Source organism: Asticcacaulis sp. (genome assembly GCF_051954415.1).
Classification (GTDB): domain Bacteria; phylum Pseudomonadota; class Alphaproteobacteria; order Caulobacterales; family Caulobacteraceae; genus Asticcacaulis.
On the sequence record NZ_JBQCHT010000036.1, the window covers coordinates 14,549 to 28,422 of the forward strand.

The following is a 13,874-nucleotide window of genomic DNA, read 5'->3' on the forward strand; positions in this document are numbered from 1 at the left end:
TGTGGGGGATGGTGTCCCGTTTGAGTCTCGCTTACATTAGGGGCAATGACAAAGCTCCCCCGCATTCCGCGCGCCGCCAAAGCCCCTCATCTTCAGAAGCCTGTCGCATCCCGGCCTTCCAGAGGTTTGCCTGACGACCAGACCCTGCTCGACGCCCTGGCGGCTTCGCGCGAGATCGATGTCGGCGACCTGGCGAAACAGTTCGGTCTCAAGGGCGATGACCGCCGGGCATTGCGCCAACGGCTCAAGGCGCTCAGCGAGGAAGGCAGACTGCACAAGAGCGGCCGCAAATCTTTTGGGGCGATCGGCGCCCTGCCCGATACCGGCGTCTGCGAGGTAGTCGAGCGCGATATCGACGGCGAGTTATGGGTTAAGTGGGGCAAGACCGACCCGAAGAACCCGTCGCCGCTCGCCCGCCTCGCGCCCCTGAAACCTTCGGCCGCCCAGACGCCGCCGGCCATGGGCGACCGCATCTATGTCCGCTTCGAGCAGACCTCGGACGGCTGGGTCGCCCATCTGATCAAGGTGCTCGACCAGGGCGCACCCAAGCTGGTCGGCGTGGTGCGGATCGGCCGCTCACGCAAGGGGCCAAGGGAATACCGGCTGGAATCGGTCAATCGCAAGGAAAAGTCGAGTTTTACGCTTACCGGCGGCAATCTCGATACGCTGGAAGACGGCGACGTGGTGATCGCCGCGCCGGTCGGTGGCGTGCATAAATATGGCCCGAAGCCCGCACGCGTGCTGGAGGTCATCGGCAAGGAGGACAGCCCGAAGATCGCTTCGGTCATGGCCATCCACAGCCACGGCCTGCCGATCGGCTTCCAGTCGAGCACTGAGGACGAGGCGAAAACCGCCGAACCACCGACACTTGGCAAGCGCACCGACCTGCGCGACCTGCCCTTCGTCACCATCGACCCGGTGGATGCCAAGGACCACGACGACGCCGTCTATGCCCACGCCGATGACGACCCGGCCAATCCGGACGGTCATGTCGTCTGGGTGGCCATCGCCGATGTGGCCTCTTACGTCACCTCCGGTTCGTCGCTCGACCGCGACGCCCGTGACAAGGGGAATTCGACCTATTTCCCTGACCGCGTCGAACCGATGCTGCCGCACGTCCTTTCCTCCGGCCTGTGCAGCTTGCAGGAAGGCGAGAACCGCGCGACCCTGGCCGTTCGTATGGTCTTCAATGCCGCCGGCAAGAAGATCGGCCACAAATTCGTGCGCGGCCTGATGCGATCGGCCGCCAAGCTCTCTTACGAGCAGGCCCAGGCCGCCATCGACGGCAATCCGGACGACAAGACCGGCCCGATCCTCGATGCCCTGCTGAAGCCCCTGTGGGCGGCCCATGCCTGCCTGACGCGTGGGCGCACGGTGCGCCAGCCGCTGCACATCACCTCGCCGGAACGCCGCGTAAAACTGGACGCGGACGGCAATGTCGTTTCCATCGAACAACGCGTCTCGCTCGACGCCATGCAACTGATCGAGGAGATGATGATCCAGGCCAATGTCAGCGCGGCCGAGGAACTGCAAAAGCACAAGACGCCGCTGATCTACCGCGTCCACGAAACGCCTTCGCTGGAGAAGGTCAGCAATCTGGCCGACTTTCTGCAAACGATTGGCCTGCCCTGGAACAAGGGCGAGCCGCCACGCACGGAACGCTTCAATGCCCTGCTCGACAGCCAGAAGGAAGGTCCGCACGCCGAGATCATCAATGAGGTGGTGCTGCGCACCCAGATGCAGGCGCACTATTCACCGGAAAACTACGGCCACTTCGGCCTCAATCTCGATAACTATGCCCACTTCACCTCGCCGATCCGCCGCTATGCCGACCTGATCGTGCATCGCGGCCTGATCCGGGCGTTGAAACTGGGCGATGACGGCCTGACCGACTACGAGATCAAGACCCTGGCCGATACCGCCGAGCACATCACCGCCACCGAGCGTCGGTCCATGCAGGCCGAGCGCGAGGCCATCGAGCGCTATGTGGCGGCCTTCCTGCACGACAAGGTGGGCGCCACCTTCGCGGGCCGGATCGTCGGCGTGACGCGCTTCGGGCTGTTCGTGAAGCTGACCGATACCGGCGCCGACGGGATCATCCCGGTCTCCTCCTTGGGCAATGACTACTTCGTCCATGATGATGTGCAGCACGCCCTGATCGGCGAGCGCAGCGGCGAGCGCTGGCGCCTCGGCCGGCAGATCGAGGTGGAACTGACCGAGGCCATGCCGATCACCGGCGGGCTGGTGTTTAAAATGCTGAGCGAGCCGGAAGCCGCCGATCCCAATGCGCCAAAACCCCGCCTGGGCGTGCGCGGCCGGGGTCCGGGCTACCAGACGCGCGGAAAGGGCCCCAAAAAGGCCGGCTTCCGCGACAAGACGATAAAGTCCGGCGGGCCAAAGCACGGCGTCAAGAACATGAAGAAAAAGAAGAAGCGGTAGGCTTTGCCTGCCTTGACCTCGGACGATAGCGGTAGCGTGAAGCGGCCAGGAATATCTGTGTCATCTGTGGATACCACTTCCTGCTGTCGCCGGAGCGGGCGTGGAAGTTTGTTTTTGATCCACAGATGACGCAGATGTTCAGGATCATCACACGCTACCGCTATCGCTGGCGGACGAACACGCTGGCTTTTTCGCTGCGCGGAGTATCCTTTCAGCGGAACGTATAGCTCTGCTTTTCCAGGGTCAGGTCGCCGCCGGAGGCGCGCATGGAGAGCTGTTTGATCGCGGAATCGAGCTGGATGTCGTGGCTTTCCATGGTTTCCAAACCGGTGACCGGGTTGCGGCCATAGAGATCGAAGGTGACGCGGTTGCCGTTGTTCCAGTGGATACGCAGGTCGAAATCATCACCCGGTTTAGGCGACATCTGATAGCTCTGAACCGCTTCCTCGCCGGTGCCGCCGACCTTGGTGACCTTGGCCTGCAACTTGCCGTCCTCGGTGGCGGTAAAGGTCAGGGCCGCCGCCTCCCCGGCCTCGTCATCGATCGACAGGCCGAAGGCTGCCGTGGTACAGTTGTCATCGGCACATTTCAGGCGCACCACAAGGTCTACGCGGGTGACATCGGTCAGCGGATCGGACTTCGCCGTATTGGTCTCGCCAGCGGCCGCGCTCAGGCTTAGGGGCGCGGATGACTGGTAGCCGGTGGGCTTGTCGGCGGCGAAAGCCGGCGCTGCCAGAATTTGGGCCAGAATCAGTCCGGAGACAACAAGACCGGCGGTGAGAAGTCGTTTCATGGATTTGTCCCGAAAACAGCAAAGTGGCGCGCAGATAGCTTGACCTTAACGGCAAAAATGCGTCTATGCCGGTCTGACAGCGAAAAAACGCTTCTTTCACGTCATTTGTCCATTGACTTATGACGTTCTGTGAGTATTTTCCGCCCCTCTCGTTTATTTGCGTTCCATGACGGTTGTTTTTGGTCCGCACCCGAACCTTAAGGACTTTAAGTCATGGCAAAGCCAGCCTCCATCAAGATCCGCCTGAACTCGACGGCGGACACCGGCTTCTTCTACGTGACGAAGAAGAACGCCCGCACGAAGACCGAAAAGATGGTGCTGAAGAAGTACGATCCGGTCGTGCGCAAGCACGTCGAATTCAAGGAAGGCAAGATTAAGTAATCTGCCTTTGCTGTGTTTGTCCTTCGGCATCCCCCCGCCGGAGGGCTTTTAAGGAAGCCGCGCCTGAGTTCCCCCTATACTCGGCGCGGCTTTTTTGCGTCTGGTATTTGCGGTTTTTAAGTTAACCACGGATAAGTCACGGATTTCATGAGCTGCATGGATATCGCGGATCAATGACGCTTGAAAGGTTTTGCAAGGCTTTAAAATGAAGGCTTTACCGTCGAACAGGCTGTTCATCAGGGTCACAGTCGTCTGTAAAATACACTGAAATCCGTGTTGATCCGTGCAGAGGCGCAAAGCGCCTCATCCGTGTCTTATCCGTGGTTTTCTTCAAACAGACTTAAGCCGCGGCCCTGACAATCACGCGATTACGGCCGGACTGCTTGGCCTCGTAGACCCCCTCGTCCGCCCGCTTGAGCAGGCTTTCCGGTGAATCCCCAACGCCGCGCGAAGTGGCGACGCCCACCGACACCGTGACATCCAGCCGGCGCCCATCCGCCAGGGCAAATGGCGTATCAGCCACCTGCGAGCGGACCCGTTCGGCGATATGCAGGGCGTCCGTCTGATCCGTCCCCGGCATCAGCACCACGAATTCCTCGCCGCCGAAACGGCAAGGCATATCTATGGCGCGGACATTGAGGCTCAGGCGGCGGGCAAATTCGCGGATCACTTCATCGCCGGCATCATGGCCATAGGTGTCGTTGACGCGCTTGAAGAAGTCGATATCGAGCATCAGCACCGACACCACGTCTTCGGCCGCACCGCGATTATGACGGGCCATGGCCAGGTTGAGATGGTGATCGAGGAAACGGCGGTTGTTCAGGTGGGTCAGCGGATCGGTGATCGCCAGTTCCAGCGAGCGATCCAGTGTATTGCGCAGGAAATCGCCATAGCGCTTGCGTTTGATCTGGGTGCGGGCGCGGGCGCGCAGTTCCAGCACATCGACCGGGCGTGGCACCACATCATTGACGCCCAGTTCCAGCGCCTTGAGCATGGTTTTGCGTTCATCGGCATTGATGATGGCCAGGACCGGCCGCTGGCGCGTGGCTTCATGGGTGCGCAGGTGCGCCACCCAGCGCAGGGGATCGAACGCCTTGGCCGTCAGGTTGAGAACGACCAGATCGACGCGGCCGGCGGCGATCTTCAGCGCCTTTACCGGGTCGGTTTCATAGGCGCAGCGGTGGTCTTCGCCCAACTGAAGCATCAGGCGCTCGGCCTGGCGGATATTGTCATCGAGGATCAGCACATTGCCGGTGGCCGAAATCTGGCGGTCGTATAGTGCCTCGTCGCTCAGGCCGGCGCGGCGCGAAGACGACTCACGGGCGCGCAGGTCATCGACCATCTGTTTCAGACGCACCAGGGCCCGTAAACGCGCCAGCAGAACGACGTCATCGACCGGCTTGGTCAGGAAATCGTCAGCACCCGCTTCCAGGCCAGACAGGCGATCCTCACGGCCATCGAGCGCCGTGATCAGGATAATGGGAATATGGCGCGTCTCAGGCTTTTCTTTTAGTTGACGGCAGACCTCATAGCCGTCGATTTCCGGCATCATGACATCGAGCAGAATGATATCCGGCTGTTCCGCAATCGCCATTTCGATGGCGATGCGGCCATTGGGCGCCGTCAGGGTATCATAATATTCCGCTTCCAGCTTGGCCTGGAGCAGGCGCACATTGGCGGCGATGTCGTCGACGATCAGGACACGGGCGGTCATCGGCGCCCCCTAGCCCAGGTAACGGCGAACCGTATCGAGGAAATGGGTGACGGAAATCGGCTTGGAAATATAGGCTTCGCAACCGCCTTCACGGATGCGTTCCTCATCGCCCTTCATGGCGAAGGCGGTCACGGCCACCACCGGAATGTGCGACAGCTCGTCGTCTTCCTTCAGCCATTTGGTAACTTCCAGGCCGGAGATTTCCGGTAACTGGATATCCATCAGGATCAGATCGGGGCGGTGTTCGCGGGCAAGGGTGAGCGCGGACAGGCCCTCGCCCGTCTGGAAGGTTTCATAGCCCTGCGCGTCGAGCAGGTCGTGAAACAGTTTCATGTTGAGTTCGTTGTCCTCAACAATGAGAACTTTCTTTTGATTCATACCCAAACCTTCAAACATGTCAGCTCTCTGACCCCGTACCCATCACGTATTCCTGCCGAATCGGTCGCTGTGCGCGCCAAGGCTTTTGCTGCTGACAACCTACACGGACTCTCTTAAGCTCCGGTGAAGGGGAAGGTAACAAAAGGTAAAGATGGGGGTGGCCGAAGTCATTGCAAATCGGCTATAACCCGTGCCAGCCAGCGCCGCTACAGGCGCCAACCCGTTATAATTTCAGGATTTTCCCTCATGTCGAAAAGTGAAGACCGTCTGCGCGCCTTAGGGCTAACCCTGCCAGTCCCCACCGCGCCCGTCGCCAACTATGTGCCCTTCGTCCGCACCGGGAATCACGTCCATATCTCCGGCCAGCTTTCCAATGACGCCAGCGGCGGCATCAAGGGCACGGTCGGCGTGGATGTGACGGTGGAACAGGGCGTGGAAGCGGCCCGCCTGTGCGCCATCAACCTGCTGGCCCAGATGAAGGCCGCTGCCGGCGATCTCGACAATGTGGTCCGCGTGATCAAGCTAAATGCCTTCGTCCAGGCCGGGCCGGAATTCTACAATATCCCCCAGGTGATCAATGGCTGTTCCGACCTGATGGTGGCGGCCCTTGGCGATGCCGGCAAGCACGCCCGCTCGGCCGTCGGCATGTACAAGATCCCGCTAGGCTTCGCGGTCGAGATCGACGCCTTCATCGAAGTGACGGATCGCCGGTAGGGTTGCGCGTGATGGCTATTTCACAAGTGATGCCCATATAGCCGTCATGACCGACCTTAGCTTGAAGCTGTATAACCGAATTGCCGAGATCGGCGAAAGCGCATGGAATGGCTTAAGGGACGACGATAACCCCTTCACTTCATACGCCTATCTCGAAGCGCTTGAGGCCACAGGTTGCGTTGACCAGGCCAGCGGCTGGCAGCCCGTACATATCTCGCTGAGCGATGAAGGCGGCGCCGTCCGGGGCGTGATGCCGCTCTATGTCAAATACCATTCGATGGGCGAATATGTCTTCGACCAGTCGTGGGCGCGGGCCTATGAGCAGGCCGGCGGCGACTATTATCCCAAGCTGCAAGGCGCCATTCCGTTTACGCCGGTGACGGGCGCCCGCCTGCTCTCGCCCGATCCGGAGGTCCGTCAGGCGCTGGTGCAGGCGGCTATATCGCTGTGTGAAACCAATAAGCTGTCCTCGCTGCATATCACCTTCCCGCGCGAGGACGAGTGGCAAATGATGGGCGAGATGGGCCTGCTGCAACGCCAAGACCAGCAATTCTGGTGGGAAAACAGCGGCTATGCGGCGTTTGACGATTTCCTGGCCGCCCTCTCTTCCAACCGCCGCAAGGTCATCCGGCGCGAACGGCGCGACGTTCAGTCAACGGTTGACCTGAAATGGATCGTCGGCGACGAGATCACAGAAGCGCATCTCGATCGCTTCTACGGCTTTATCGAAAATACCTATGATCGCAAATGGGGCACCGGACGCCCCTATCTGACGCGGGCCTTCTTCAGCCGTATTCGTGAAACCATGGCCAGCCAGATGGCGCTAATCTTTGCCTATGAGGGCGGCAAGGCCGTGGCCGGCGCGATCAACTTTATCGGTGACGATACCCTCTATGGCCGGCAATGGGGCGCGCTGGTCGATATCCCCTTCCTGCATTTCGAGGTCTGCTATTATCAGGCCATCGATTTCGCCATTGCGCGCGGGCTGAAACGGGTGGAGGCCGGCACCCAGGGCGAGCACAAGCTGTCGCGCGGTTACCTGCCCAATCCCGTCTATTCGGCGCACTATATCCGCGACAAGCGCCTGCGCGCACCGGTGGAGGCTTACCTGGTGCGCGAACGCGAGGCCGTGGCGGAACAGATGTTGCTGCTGACGGAAGAAGCTTCGCCGTTCAAAAAGGGGATATGAAGACCGGACTATGGAACGTAAACTATGAGATGCTGTTTTCTTGAGAAGATAGAAGGTCGTACAGAGAGCGAAATCGAAAGCCTTCTTTCGAAAGAGCTTCCGGAACAACGTCACCCTTGGGTACTTTTTGATCGAGATGGCACCCCCATTTCCTATTTAAATCTGAGCAGAGAACGACGCCCGCTTTGTATTCAGGCAGACGTGAGTGGGCGACACGGCATCCAAGGTATGGAGACAACGATCGAGGCCCTGAAACGCCTTCAAATTCTTCTTGGAGGCGTCATCCGCGACGACGATGGAAAGATTATCTAGCTGATGTAAAATTCGAAAAATGTCGGCCAAGTGCAGAAGTGATATATTCTTCAAAGGTCGCAAACTTCGGAGGAAGCCATGGCCGAGCGTTACAGAACCTATTCCGCCTTTTTCGACTTTTATCTGAGCGAACACAGCCAGCCTGCGACACGCGCGGTGCATTATCTCGGCTCGACCTTCGGCATAGCGGCGCTGATCCTGACCATCGCCACCCGCAATCCGTTATGGATTCCGGCTGGCCTTATCGCCGGTTATGGCTGCGCCTGGATCGGGCATTTCTTTATCGAGCACAACAGGCCAGCGACCTTCAAATATCCGTTGTGGTCGTTCATGGGCGACTACCACATGTTTTTCCTGTGGCTGACCGGTAAATTGAGCTGGCGTCGGGCACTCGCTCTTTCCCGTCAGCGATAATACACTTCGCGGAACAGGCTTACCGCGTCACCATAAGCCTCAGCGCCACCAATGCGGTCCGTCGTAATTGGCGCGCGCACCTGTGCCACACTGGCCGTCATTACTGATCCCGACCTCATATGGGGGGTAAAGACCTGCGGCTCTTCAGCAAGGTCAACATGAGCAAGGATACGGCGCGCCCAGACATCCGGCTCACTGACCAGTTGCTCGTATGGTACAGTGAGAATACGGTCAGAGAATAAGGCCGTCCAATGGGCATATAAAGCGTCTTCGACGCGCATATATTCGGCGATATCACTTAGCGACCATGACCAGGGCAATGTCTGGCGGAAATGCGTCCGGAAGATGGACAGTGCATTGTCCTCAGGTTTACGCCTAAGCCAAATCATTCTAGCTTGCGGAAAACTATGCATCAGCAGTCCCAGAAATCTCGACTGGTTCAGTGACTTGTCGACAATGCGTTTGCCGGTGCCGAACTGTTCGGTCAGTATATTCAAATAGGCTTGCGCCAGTTCTCCCCAGGGATCGGCCAGATTTGCCTGGGTCTGGTATGAAATGGCACTGGAAAAGGAAAAGTCGCCGTTCTGCCTGAACAAGCTATTGCTGAGGTTGGTCTCTCCGCCACTAATGACTTCAGAATGGCTGGCCAATATCTGTTCGACGAGCGTCGTGCCTGACCGCGGCAGACCATTTACAAAAATAAGATGCTGGCCGTTACATTGCGACGGTCTCAAACGTGTCATGTTCTCGACGGTAAAGTCCTGTCTGATTTTGTAAGCGGCAGATTGCCAAAAGCCGATGTCATAAGACTGTGCATCGCGCATGGCACTGGCGCCGGCGTTGTACGCTTCCCAGGCTTTGGTGGCATCTCCGGCGTCATGGTAGGCCTTGCCCAGCGCATACAGAAAGGTCGACTTCACCTCTGGCGGCTTGTTGTTCATTTCACCACGTGCCGCTTCAAGCAACAGAATATCAGCATCATCCGGTTGAAAGGTTTTAATGGCTGCCAGAGCGTGCCAGGTCTGCGCAACCATCGGAGCCTTTACCAAGGCCCGGCGAAAATGTTTTTCCGCCTTATCGAATTCACCATGTTCGCTGGCGATCATGCCCAGAAAATGCTGCACCTGCGGATGCGCCTGAACTTCTCCTGGCAGGGTATTGATAATCTGCAAGGAAATTTCAGATTGACCATAGCGGGACAGCACTTGGGCATAGGCCAACAAATTATCGAGGGTCTGAGGCTGGGTTTGCGCCAGTCGCCGCATGGCCTCCAGTTGAATGCCTTTTTCACCGATAGTCTCTGCCAGATTAGCAACACTGCGCCAACGCTCTCCGCTTTCCGGTGCCTCAGCCATATCCTGACGCAACAAGCTGACCGCCTTATAGCGGTTCATTGCTTTCAGAGCTTCAAGAGCCTGAAGAACAAGCGGTGTCTGGGTAAGGTATGTCATAGTTTTCCTGCTAACCTGCCATAAATGCCAGCGGCCTCTTACCTTTGTAGAGGAAACACAATTTGTCAAAGATTTCACACAGCTAGGGCATGGAACCATATCGCCAGGCTTTGCGCCTGCGCCTTCATCCCGGCGGCGCGCTTGGCGGCCTCGGCGTCGACACCCCAGGTTTCCGACTGGAAGTCCTCGCCGATGCGCGAGGATTGATAAGCCGCCTCGCCCGTCAGATGACCGCGCCACAGGGCCAGGGCCAGGATCACCGAACCCAGCAGCGGGATGGCCAGCATAATCCCCGCCTGTTCATAGGCCGTGGCTTTGGCGATCAATGATTGAATGCGGCGGATGGTTTCCTTCGGCTGCGGCTGGTGGATGATACTCTGGTTTTGCTGGAACTGGAGATCGAGCGCCGCATCCGCCCAGGCCAGGATCGGTTGCCACGCGGCGGCTTCGCGCGCCTGCAAGGCCGCCGGATATTCCGACGGATAGCACAGCAGGTCGGTTTCGGAATAGCGCGTCACCTCGGCCAGGGTGTCGTCAAGCACCTCGTCCATGCGGTCGACGCTGGCAAAGCCCAGGCGGGTCAGCGGCATGGCTTCGTAATCGACATATTCACCGACTGCCGCCCATTCCGCTTCGACCAGCGACGCCAGGGCGGCATTCGGCAGGACCATGATATTGCCCCTGGGGGTCTTGACCGGCCGGCCATCGAGCGCAACGGCAAAACCGCCTTCCACTTCCATGGTGGCTGTGCCACCCCAGAAGCGTTTGGGGCGAAAACCCAGACTATCGGATTTCTTGTCAGGGGCTTCGGCTTTGTAGGTCATATCAATAACTTGCGCGTTTCGCTTCAGGCAGGACTTCCGGATTGAAGTTATCCAGAAGCGCCTTCAGCTCGGTGAAATCGTGGACGATATCGTGGGCGCCGGCCAGTTGCAGTTCCTCGACCGTATGAAAGCCCCAGGAGACGCCGACCGCGCGGACATAGGCGCTGCAGGCCATCTTCATATCATGGCTGGCGTCACCGATCATCACCGCTTCGTGCGTGGCCACGCCGAGCGCATCGAGATTGCGCTGGAGCATGTGCGGATGCGGCTTGGAAGGGCCATCATCAGCACAAAAGGTGACATCGAACAGATCGCCCCAGCCGTGCTTGGCAACGGTGCGGGTGACGCCGCGGCGCGAATTGCCGGTGGCCATGCCGATCAGCCAGCCCTCGGCCTTCAGCGCGCGCATGGTGTCCTCTGCGCCGAGATAGAGGTCTTCGCTGAAATCCGGATCGGCGTGGAAACGCAGGAACGCCTGCTGGAACTCATGCGTATAGAGCGCGATCGTTTCGCTATCGAGATCTGGTCGCATCATGGCCAGGGCATCGAACAGCGACACACCGACAATAGCGCGCACATCGTCATAGGTCGGCGGATCAATATTGATGGCATGAGCGGCTTCCACTGCCGCGCGGAAGATCGACGAGCGGCTATCGATCAATGTGCCGTCCACATCAAAAACGGCCAGACGTAAACTCATCTCTTCTTCTTTTTCTTATTGGCAAACGGATCAATCTCGGCCTCGTGCTCATCGAAACCGAAACGGTCAAAACCGGCCTGAATGACCGGATCGAGCGGCGCCTCGACGATCAGCGTGCCGTTGGTTGGGTGCGGCAGTTCGATGCGGCGGTGATGCAGTTGCAGGTTCAGCCCGGCAGAAAGCGACTGGCTCTCTTCGCTGCCATATTTCGGATCGCCGAGGATCGAATGTCCAATGGCCTGCATGTGGGCGCGCAACTGGTGGGTACGGCCGGTATGCGGACGCAGGGCCATCCAGGCGACGCGCGGACCGGCGCGCGAGATGGTGACATATTCGGTCTCGGCCACTTCGGCACCGGGTTCGTTCGGTTCGGCCGGCTGGACGATTTCGCGGTCGTGGAAGCCCTTCTTGACCAGCGGTGTATCGATATAGCCGTCTTCCGGCTTCGGATTGCCAACGACCAGCGCCCAGTAGGTCTTGTGGGCGCGGCGCTTGGCGAAAGCGCCCGAAAGCCGCGCAGCGGCCTGCGGAGACTTGCCGAGCAGCAGCACGCCGGAGGTATCGCGGTCAAGGCGGTGGACCAGGCGCGGGCGCTCCAGCCCCTCGCCCCAGGCCGACAACAGACGGTCGACGTGGTTCTTGGTCTTGGTGCCGCCCTGCACGGCCAGGCCCGAGGGCTTGTTCAGCGCTATGACGTCCTCGTCCTCATAAAGGACCAGCGAATGAGCGAAGCGGATTTCCTGCGGCGAAAGCATGGCGCGCTCGCGCTTCTGCTGGTCGACATCGGGTGCCTCCGGCAGCGGCGGGACACGGATGGTCTGGCCGGTAGCGAGGCGCGTATCGGTCTTCACCCGCCCGCCATCGACGCGCACCTGGCCGGAACGCAGCAGCTTGTTGAGCTGTACATGGTTGATATGCGGCCAGCGGCGCTTGAAAAAGCGATCGACGCGGATACCGTCCTCGCCGTCGGTAATGTAGAGGGTCTTGACGTCTTTACTCATGAAAATTTCCGTATCAGGAACAGGCCGGCCATCACGGCGGCAATGGAAAGAATGACCGACAGGCCGATATAGCCGGCCGCCAGTCCGTAGGCGCGGCGCTCCAGCATCTGCACTGTTTCCAGCGAGAACGAGGAGAAGGTGGTGAAGCCGCCCAGAACACCGATGCCGAAGAAAAGCCGGGCGCGTTCGGTGTCGAACAGACCCTTCAGAGGGCCGAACAACTCCCCCATCAGAAGCCCCATCAGCAGGCCGCCAATGACATTGGCCAGGAAGGTGCCCACCGGCCATTCATTGAGCGGCCAGCCCTCATGCCGCCACCATCCGGCGGACGCGAGGCCCAACAGATAACGGCACGCGGAACCTAACGCGCCGCCCAGCATGACTAGCAAGAGATTGATCATTGCCGTGCTAATACCCCTCTTGGCCTGCATATCATAGTCCTCTAAACTCGGAATCAGCACAAATTACAGGTAAATCATGAGCCTTTTCGCCCAATACGATCCGCAAAACATCTTCGCCAAGATCCTGAGCGGCGATATTCCCTCAGCCAGGGTCTATGAAGACGCGCGGATTTTGAGCTTTATGGATGCGTTCCCGCAATCCAGGGGCCATACGCTCGTCATCCCCAAGGTGCCGGCGAGCAATCTCTTCGATATCCCGGCCGAAGACCTGCAAAACCTGATCACCCAGACCCAGACCATCGGTCGTGCCGTGCGTGAGGCGCTGGCGCCCGATGGCATCCGTATCGCCCAGTTCAACGGCGCGGCGGCGGGGCAAACAGTCTTTCATATCCACTTCCATATCATTCCGGTGTGGGAGGGCGAAAACGAGCATCCGCACGCTGCCGGAACGATGTCAGATCTGAATGAACTGAAAGACATAGCCGCGCAGATTAAAGCGAAACTGTAATGACCTTCTATGTCCTTCGTCATGGCCAGACCGACTGGAACGTGCAGATGCGCCTCCAGGGCTCGACCGATATCCCGCTGAACGAAACGGGCCGTGCGCAGGCCCATGTGGCCGCGAAGATTTTGGCGGGCGAAGGAATCAACAGGATCATTGCCAGTCCCCTCTCCCGCGCGCTGGAAACGGCCCGTATCGTGGGCGCGGTCGCAGGGCTGGAGCCGGTGATCGACGGCCGTTTGATCGAGCGCAATTTCGGCCTGTTTGAGGGCATGACCATCGACGAAGTCCACCAGCACCGCGAGGACATGCGCGAGCATATGAATCCGCAGGCCGATGTCGATGGCAAGCATTATCCGTGGGACGCGGAGCCGCTGCCGGAGGTGATCGACCGGGTTTACGCCTGTGTCAATGAATACCGCGAAACGGGCAAGTGCCTGTTCGTTTTCCACGGCATCCCGTTCCGCGCTGTGACGCGCAAGTTCCTCAACGATATGTATTCTAGCCCCAATGCCGCGCCGGTCTGCTTTAAGGAAGATGGCGGCAAATGGCGGATGCTGCCGCTCGATCCGGACAACGCGCCGATCCAGCAGATTTACAACGCGCAAACCACCATGGGCAGGATATAGCGGCTGAACGCTTTTCGTGTTACCCCTATGCC

General features: G+C 59.3%; 16 protein-coding genes. 7 read left to right on the forward strand and 9 right to left on the reverse strand.

Annotated elements, in window-relative coordinates; all coding sequences use genetic code 11:
- Positions 1-45: 45 nt before the first annotated feature.
- The gene (gene rnr / locus ACTHND_RS13900; protein ID WP_440178549.1) at positions 46-2,439 is read left to right on the forward strand and encodes a ribonuclease R; all 2,394 of its coding nucleotides are present in this window, start codon (positions 46-48) and stop codon (positions 2,437-2,439) included.
- A gap of 211 nt (positions 2,440-2,650) precedes the next feature.
- On the opposite strand, the gene ACTHND_RS13905 is transcribed toward rnr, so the two are convergent.
- A complete protein-coding gene (locus ACTHND_RS13905; protein ID WP_440178550.1) occupies positions 2,651-3,232 on the reverse strand; it encodes a hypothetical protein in 582 nt (193 codons plus the stop codon).
- 213 nt (positions 3,233-3,445) lie between these two features.
- Here ACTHND_RS13905 and rpmG point away from each other — a divergent pair, with 213 nt between their 5' ends.
- On the forward strand, positions 3,446-3,613 hold the full coding sequence (gene rpmG / locus ACTHND_RS13910) for a 50S ribosomal protein L33 (protein WP_018079812.1): 168 nt from the start codon (positions 3,446-3,448) through the stop codon (positions 3,611-3,613).
- A 48-nt stretch (positions 3,614-3,661) separates the two neighbouring features.
- On the opposite strand, the gene ACTHND_RS13915 is transcribed toward rpmG, so the two are convergent.
- The 3 genes from ACTHND_RS13915 to ACTHND_RS13925 all read right to left on the reverse strand — a co-directional run bounded on the left by ACTHND_RS13915 (position 3,662) and on the right by ACTHND_RS13925 (position 5,705).
- Positions 3,662-3,850, reverse strand: a complete 189-nt coding sequence (locus tag ACTHND_RS13915) for a hypothetical protein (RefSeq protein ID WP_440178551.1) — start codon at positions 3,848-3,850, stop codon at positions 3,662-3,664.
- A 103-nt stretch (positions 3,851-3,953) separates the two neighbouring features.
- Complete coding sequence (locus tag ACTHND_RS13920; RefSeq protein ID WP_440178552.1) at positions 3,954-5,327, reverse strand: PleD family two-component system response regulator; 1,374 nt, start codon at positions 5,325-5,327, stop codon at positions 3,954-3,956.
- A 9-nt stretch (positions 5,328-5,336) separates the two neighbouring features.
- The gene (locus ACTHND_RS13925) at positions 5,337-5,705 is read right to left on the reverse strand and encodes a response regulator (RefSeq protein ID WP_440178554.1); all 369 of its coding nucleotides are present in this window, start codon (positions 5,703-5,705) and stop codon (positions 5,337-5,339) included.
- Positions 5,706-5,951: 246 nt separating this feature from the next.
- Here ACTHND_RS13925 and ACTHND_RS13930 point away from each other — a divergent pair, with 246 nt between their 5' ends.
- The 3 genes from ACTHND_RS13930 (at position 5,952) to ACTHND_RS13940 (ending at position 8,334) form a co-directional block, all read left to right on the forward strand.
- A complete protein-coding gene (locus tag ACTHND_RS13930; RefSeq protein WP_440178556.1) occupies positions 5,952-6,419 on the forward strand; it encodes a RidA family protein in 468 nt (155 codons plus the stop codon).
- Between the two features lie 46 nt (positions 6,420-6,465).
- Entirely contained in the window at positions 6,466-7,608 is a 1,143-nt protein-coding gene (locus ACTHND_RS13935; protein WP_440178557.1) for a GNAT family N-acetyltransferase, read from the forward strand.
- Positions 7,609-7,998: 390 nt separating this feature from the next.
- Complete coding sequence (locus tag ACTHND_RS13940; RefSeq protein ID WP_440178558.1) at positions 7,999-8,334, forward strand: Mpo1-like protein; 336 nt, start codon at positions 7,999-8,001, stop codon at positions 8,332-8,334.
- Here the strand turns inward: ACTHND_RS13940 and ACTHND_RS13945 are convergent.
- The 5 genes from ACTHND_RS13945 to ACTHND_RS13965 all read right to left on the reverse strand — a co-directional run bounded on the left by ACTHND_RS13945 (position 8,325) and on the right by ACTHND_RS13965 (position 12,711).
- Entirely contained in the window at positions 8,325-9,785 is a 1,461-nt protein-coding gene (locus ACTHND_RS13945) for a sulfotransferase (protein ID WP_440178559.1), read from the reverse strand. The two genes, ACTHND_RS13940 and ACTHND_RS13945, sit on opposite strands and share 10 nt — an antisense overlap.
- 74 nt (positions 9,786-9,859) lie before the next feature.
- Entirely contained in the window at positions 9,860-10,609 is a 750-nt protein-coding gene (locus tag ACTHND_RS13950; protein WP_440178560.1) for an ATP12 family chaperone protein, read from the reverse strand.
- 1 nt (position 10,610) lies between these two features.
- A complete protein-coding gene (locus ACTHND_RS13955; RefSeq protein WP_440178561.1) occupies positions 10,611-11,309 on the reverse strand; it encodes an HAD-IA family hydrolase in 699 nt (232 codons plus the stop codon).
- The gene (locus ACTHND_RS13960) at positions 11,306-12,310 is read right to left on the reverse strand and encodes an RluA family pseudouridine synthase (RefSeq protein ID WP_440178563.1); all 1,005 of its coding nucleotides are present in this window, start codon (positions 12,308-12,310) and stop codon (positions 11,306-11,308) included. Before ACTHND_RS13960 ends, ACTHND_RS13955 begins: the two co-directional genes overlap by 4 nt.
- Positions 12,307-12,711, reverse strand: a complete 405-nt coding sequence (locus tag ACTHND_RS13965) for a fluoride efflux transporter FluC (protein WP_440178564.1) — start codon at positions 12,709-12,711, stop codon at positions 12,307-12,309. Before ACTHND_RS13965 ends, ACTHND_RS13960 begins: the two co-directional genes overlap by 4 nt.
- 76 nt (positions 12,712-12,787) lie before the next feature.
- Here ACTHND_RS13965 and ACTHND_RS13970 point away from each other — a divergent pair, with 76 nt between their 5' ends.
- Together ACTHND_RS13970 and ACTHND_RS13975 are read left to right on the forward strand one after the other, a co-directional pair.
- Positions 12,788-13,219, forward strand: a complete 432-nt coding sequence (locus ACTHND_RS13970; RefSeq protein WP_440178565.1) for an HIT family protein — start codon at positions 12,788-12,790, stop codon at positions 13,217-13,219.
- A complete protein-coding gene (locus ACTHND_RS13975; protein ID WP_440178566.1) occupies positions 13,219-13,842 on the forward strand; it encodes a histidine phosphatase family protein in 624 nt (207 codons plus the stop codon). Before ACTHND_RS13970 ends, ACTHND_RS13975 begins: the two co-directional genes overlap by 1 nt.
- Positions 13,843-13,874: the final 32 nt, after the last annotated feature.

Coding starts and splice junctions, on each gene's coding strand:
- ACTHND_RS13940 (WP_440178558.1), top strand. CDS start 7,999: ATGGCCGAGCGTTACAGAACCTATTCCGCCTTTTTCGACTTTTATCTG.
- ACTHND_RS13960 (WP_440178563.1), bottom strand. CDS start 12,310: ATGAGTAAAGACGTCAAGACCCTCTACATTACCGACGGCGAGGACGGT.
- ACTHND_RS13955 (WP_440178561.1), bottom strand. CDS start 11,309: ATGAGTTTACGTCTGGCCGTTTTTGATGTGGACGGCACATTGATCGAT.
- ACTHND_RS13930 (WP_440178556.1), top strand. CDS start 5,952: ATGTCGAAAAGTGAAGACCGTCTGCGCGCCTTAGGGCTAACCCTGCCA.
- ACTHND_RS13970 (WP_440178565.1), top strand. CDS start 12,788: ATGAGCCTTTTCGCCCAATACGATCCGCAAAACATCTTCGCCAAGATC.
- ACTHND_RS13905 (WP_440178550.1), bottom strand. CDS start 3,232: ATGAAACGACTTCTCACCGCCGGTCTTGTTGTCTCCGGACTGATTCTG.
- ACTHND_RS13935 (WP_440178557.1), top strand. CDS start 6,466: ATGACCGACCTTAGCTTGAAGCTGTATAACCGAATTGCCGAGATCGGC.
- rnr (WP_440178549.1), top strand. CDS start 46: ATGACAAAGCTCCCCCGCATTCCGCGCGCCGCCAAAGCCCCTCATCTT.
- rpmG (WP_018079812.1), top strand. CDS start 3,446: ATGGCAAAGCCAGCCTCCATCAAGATCCGCCTGAACTCGACGGCGGAC.
- ACTHND_RS13925 (WP_440178554.1), bottom strand. CDS start 5,705: ATGAATCAAAAGAAAGTTCTCATTGTTGAGGACAACGAACTCAACATG.
- ACTHND_RS13945 (WP_440178559.1), bottom strand. CDS start 9,785: ATGACATACCTTACCCAGACACCGCTTGTTCTTCAGGCTCTTGAAGCT.
- ACTHND_RS13920 (WP_440178552.1), bottom strand. CDS start 5,327: ATGACCGCCCGTGTCCTGATCGTCGACGACATCGCCGCCAATGTGCGC.
- ACTHND_RS13965 (WP_440178564.1), bottom strand. CDS start 12,711: ATGATCAATCTCTTGCTAGTCATGCTGGGCGGCGCGTTAGGTTCCGCG.
- ACTHND_RS13975 (WP_440178566.1), top strand. CDS start 13,219: ATGACCTTCTATGTCCTTCGTCATGGCCAGACCGACTGGAACGTGCAG.
- ACTHND_RS13915 (WP_440178551.1), bottom strand. CDS start 3,850: ATGAACAGCCTGTTCGACGGTAAAGCCTTCATTTTAAAGCCTTGCAAA.
- ACTHND_RS13950 (WP_440178560.1), bottom strand. CDS start 10,609: ATGACCTACAAAGCCGAAGCCCCTGACAAGAAATCCGATAGTCTGGGT.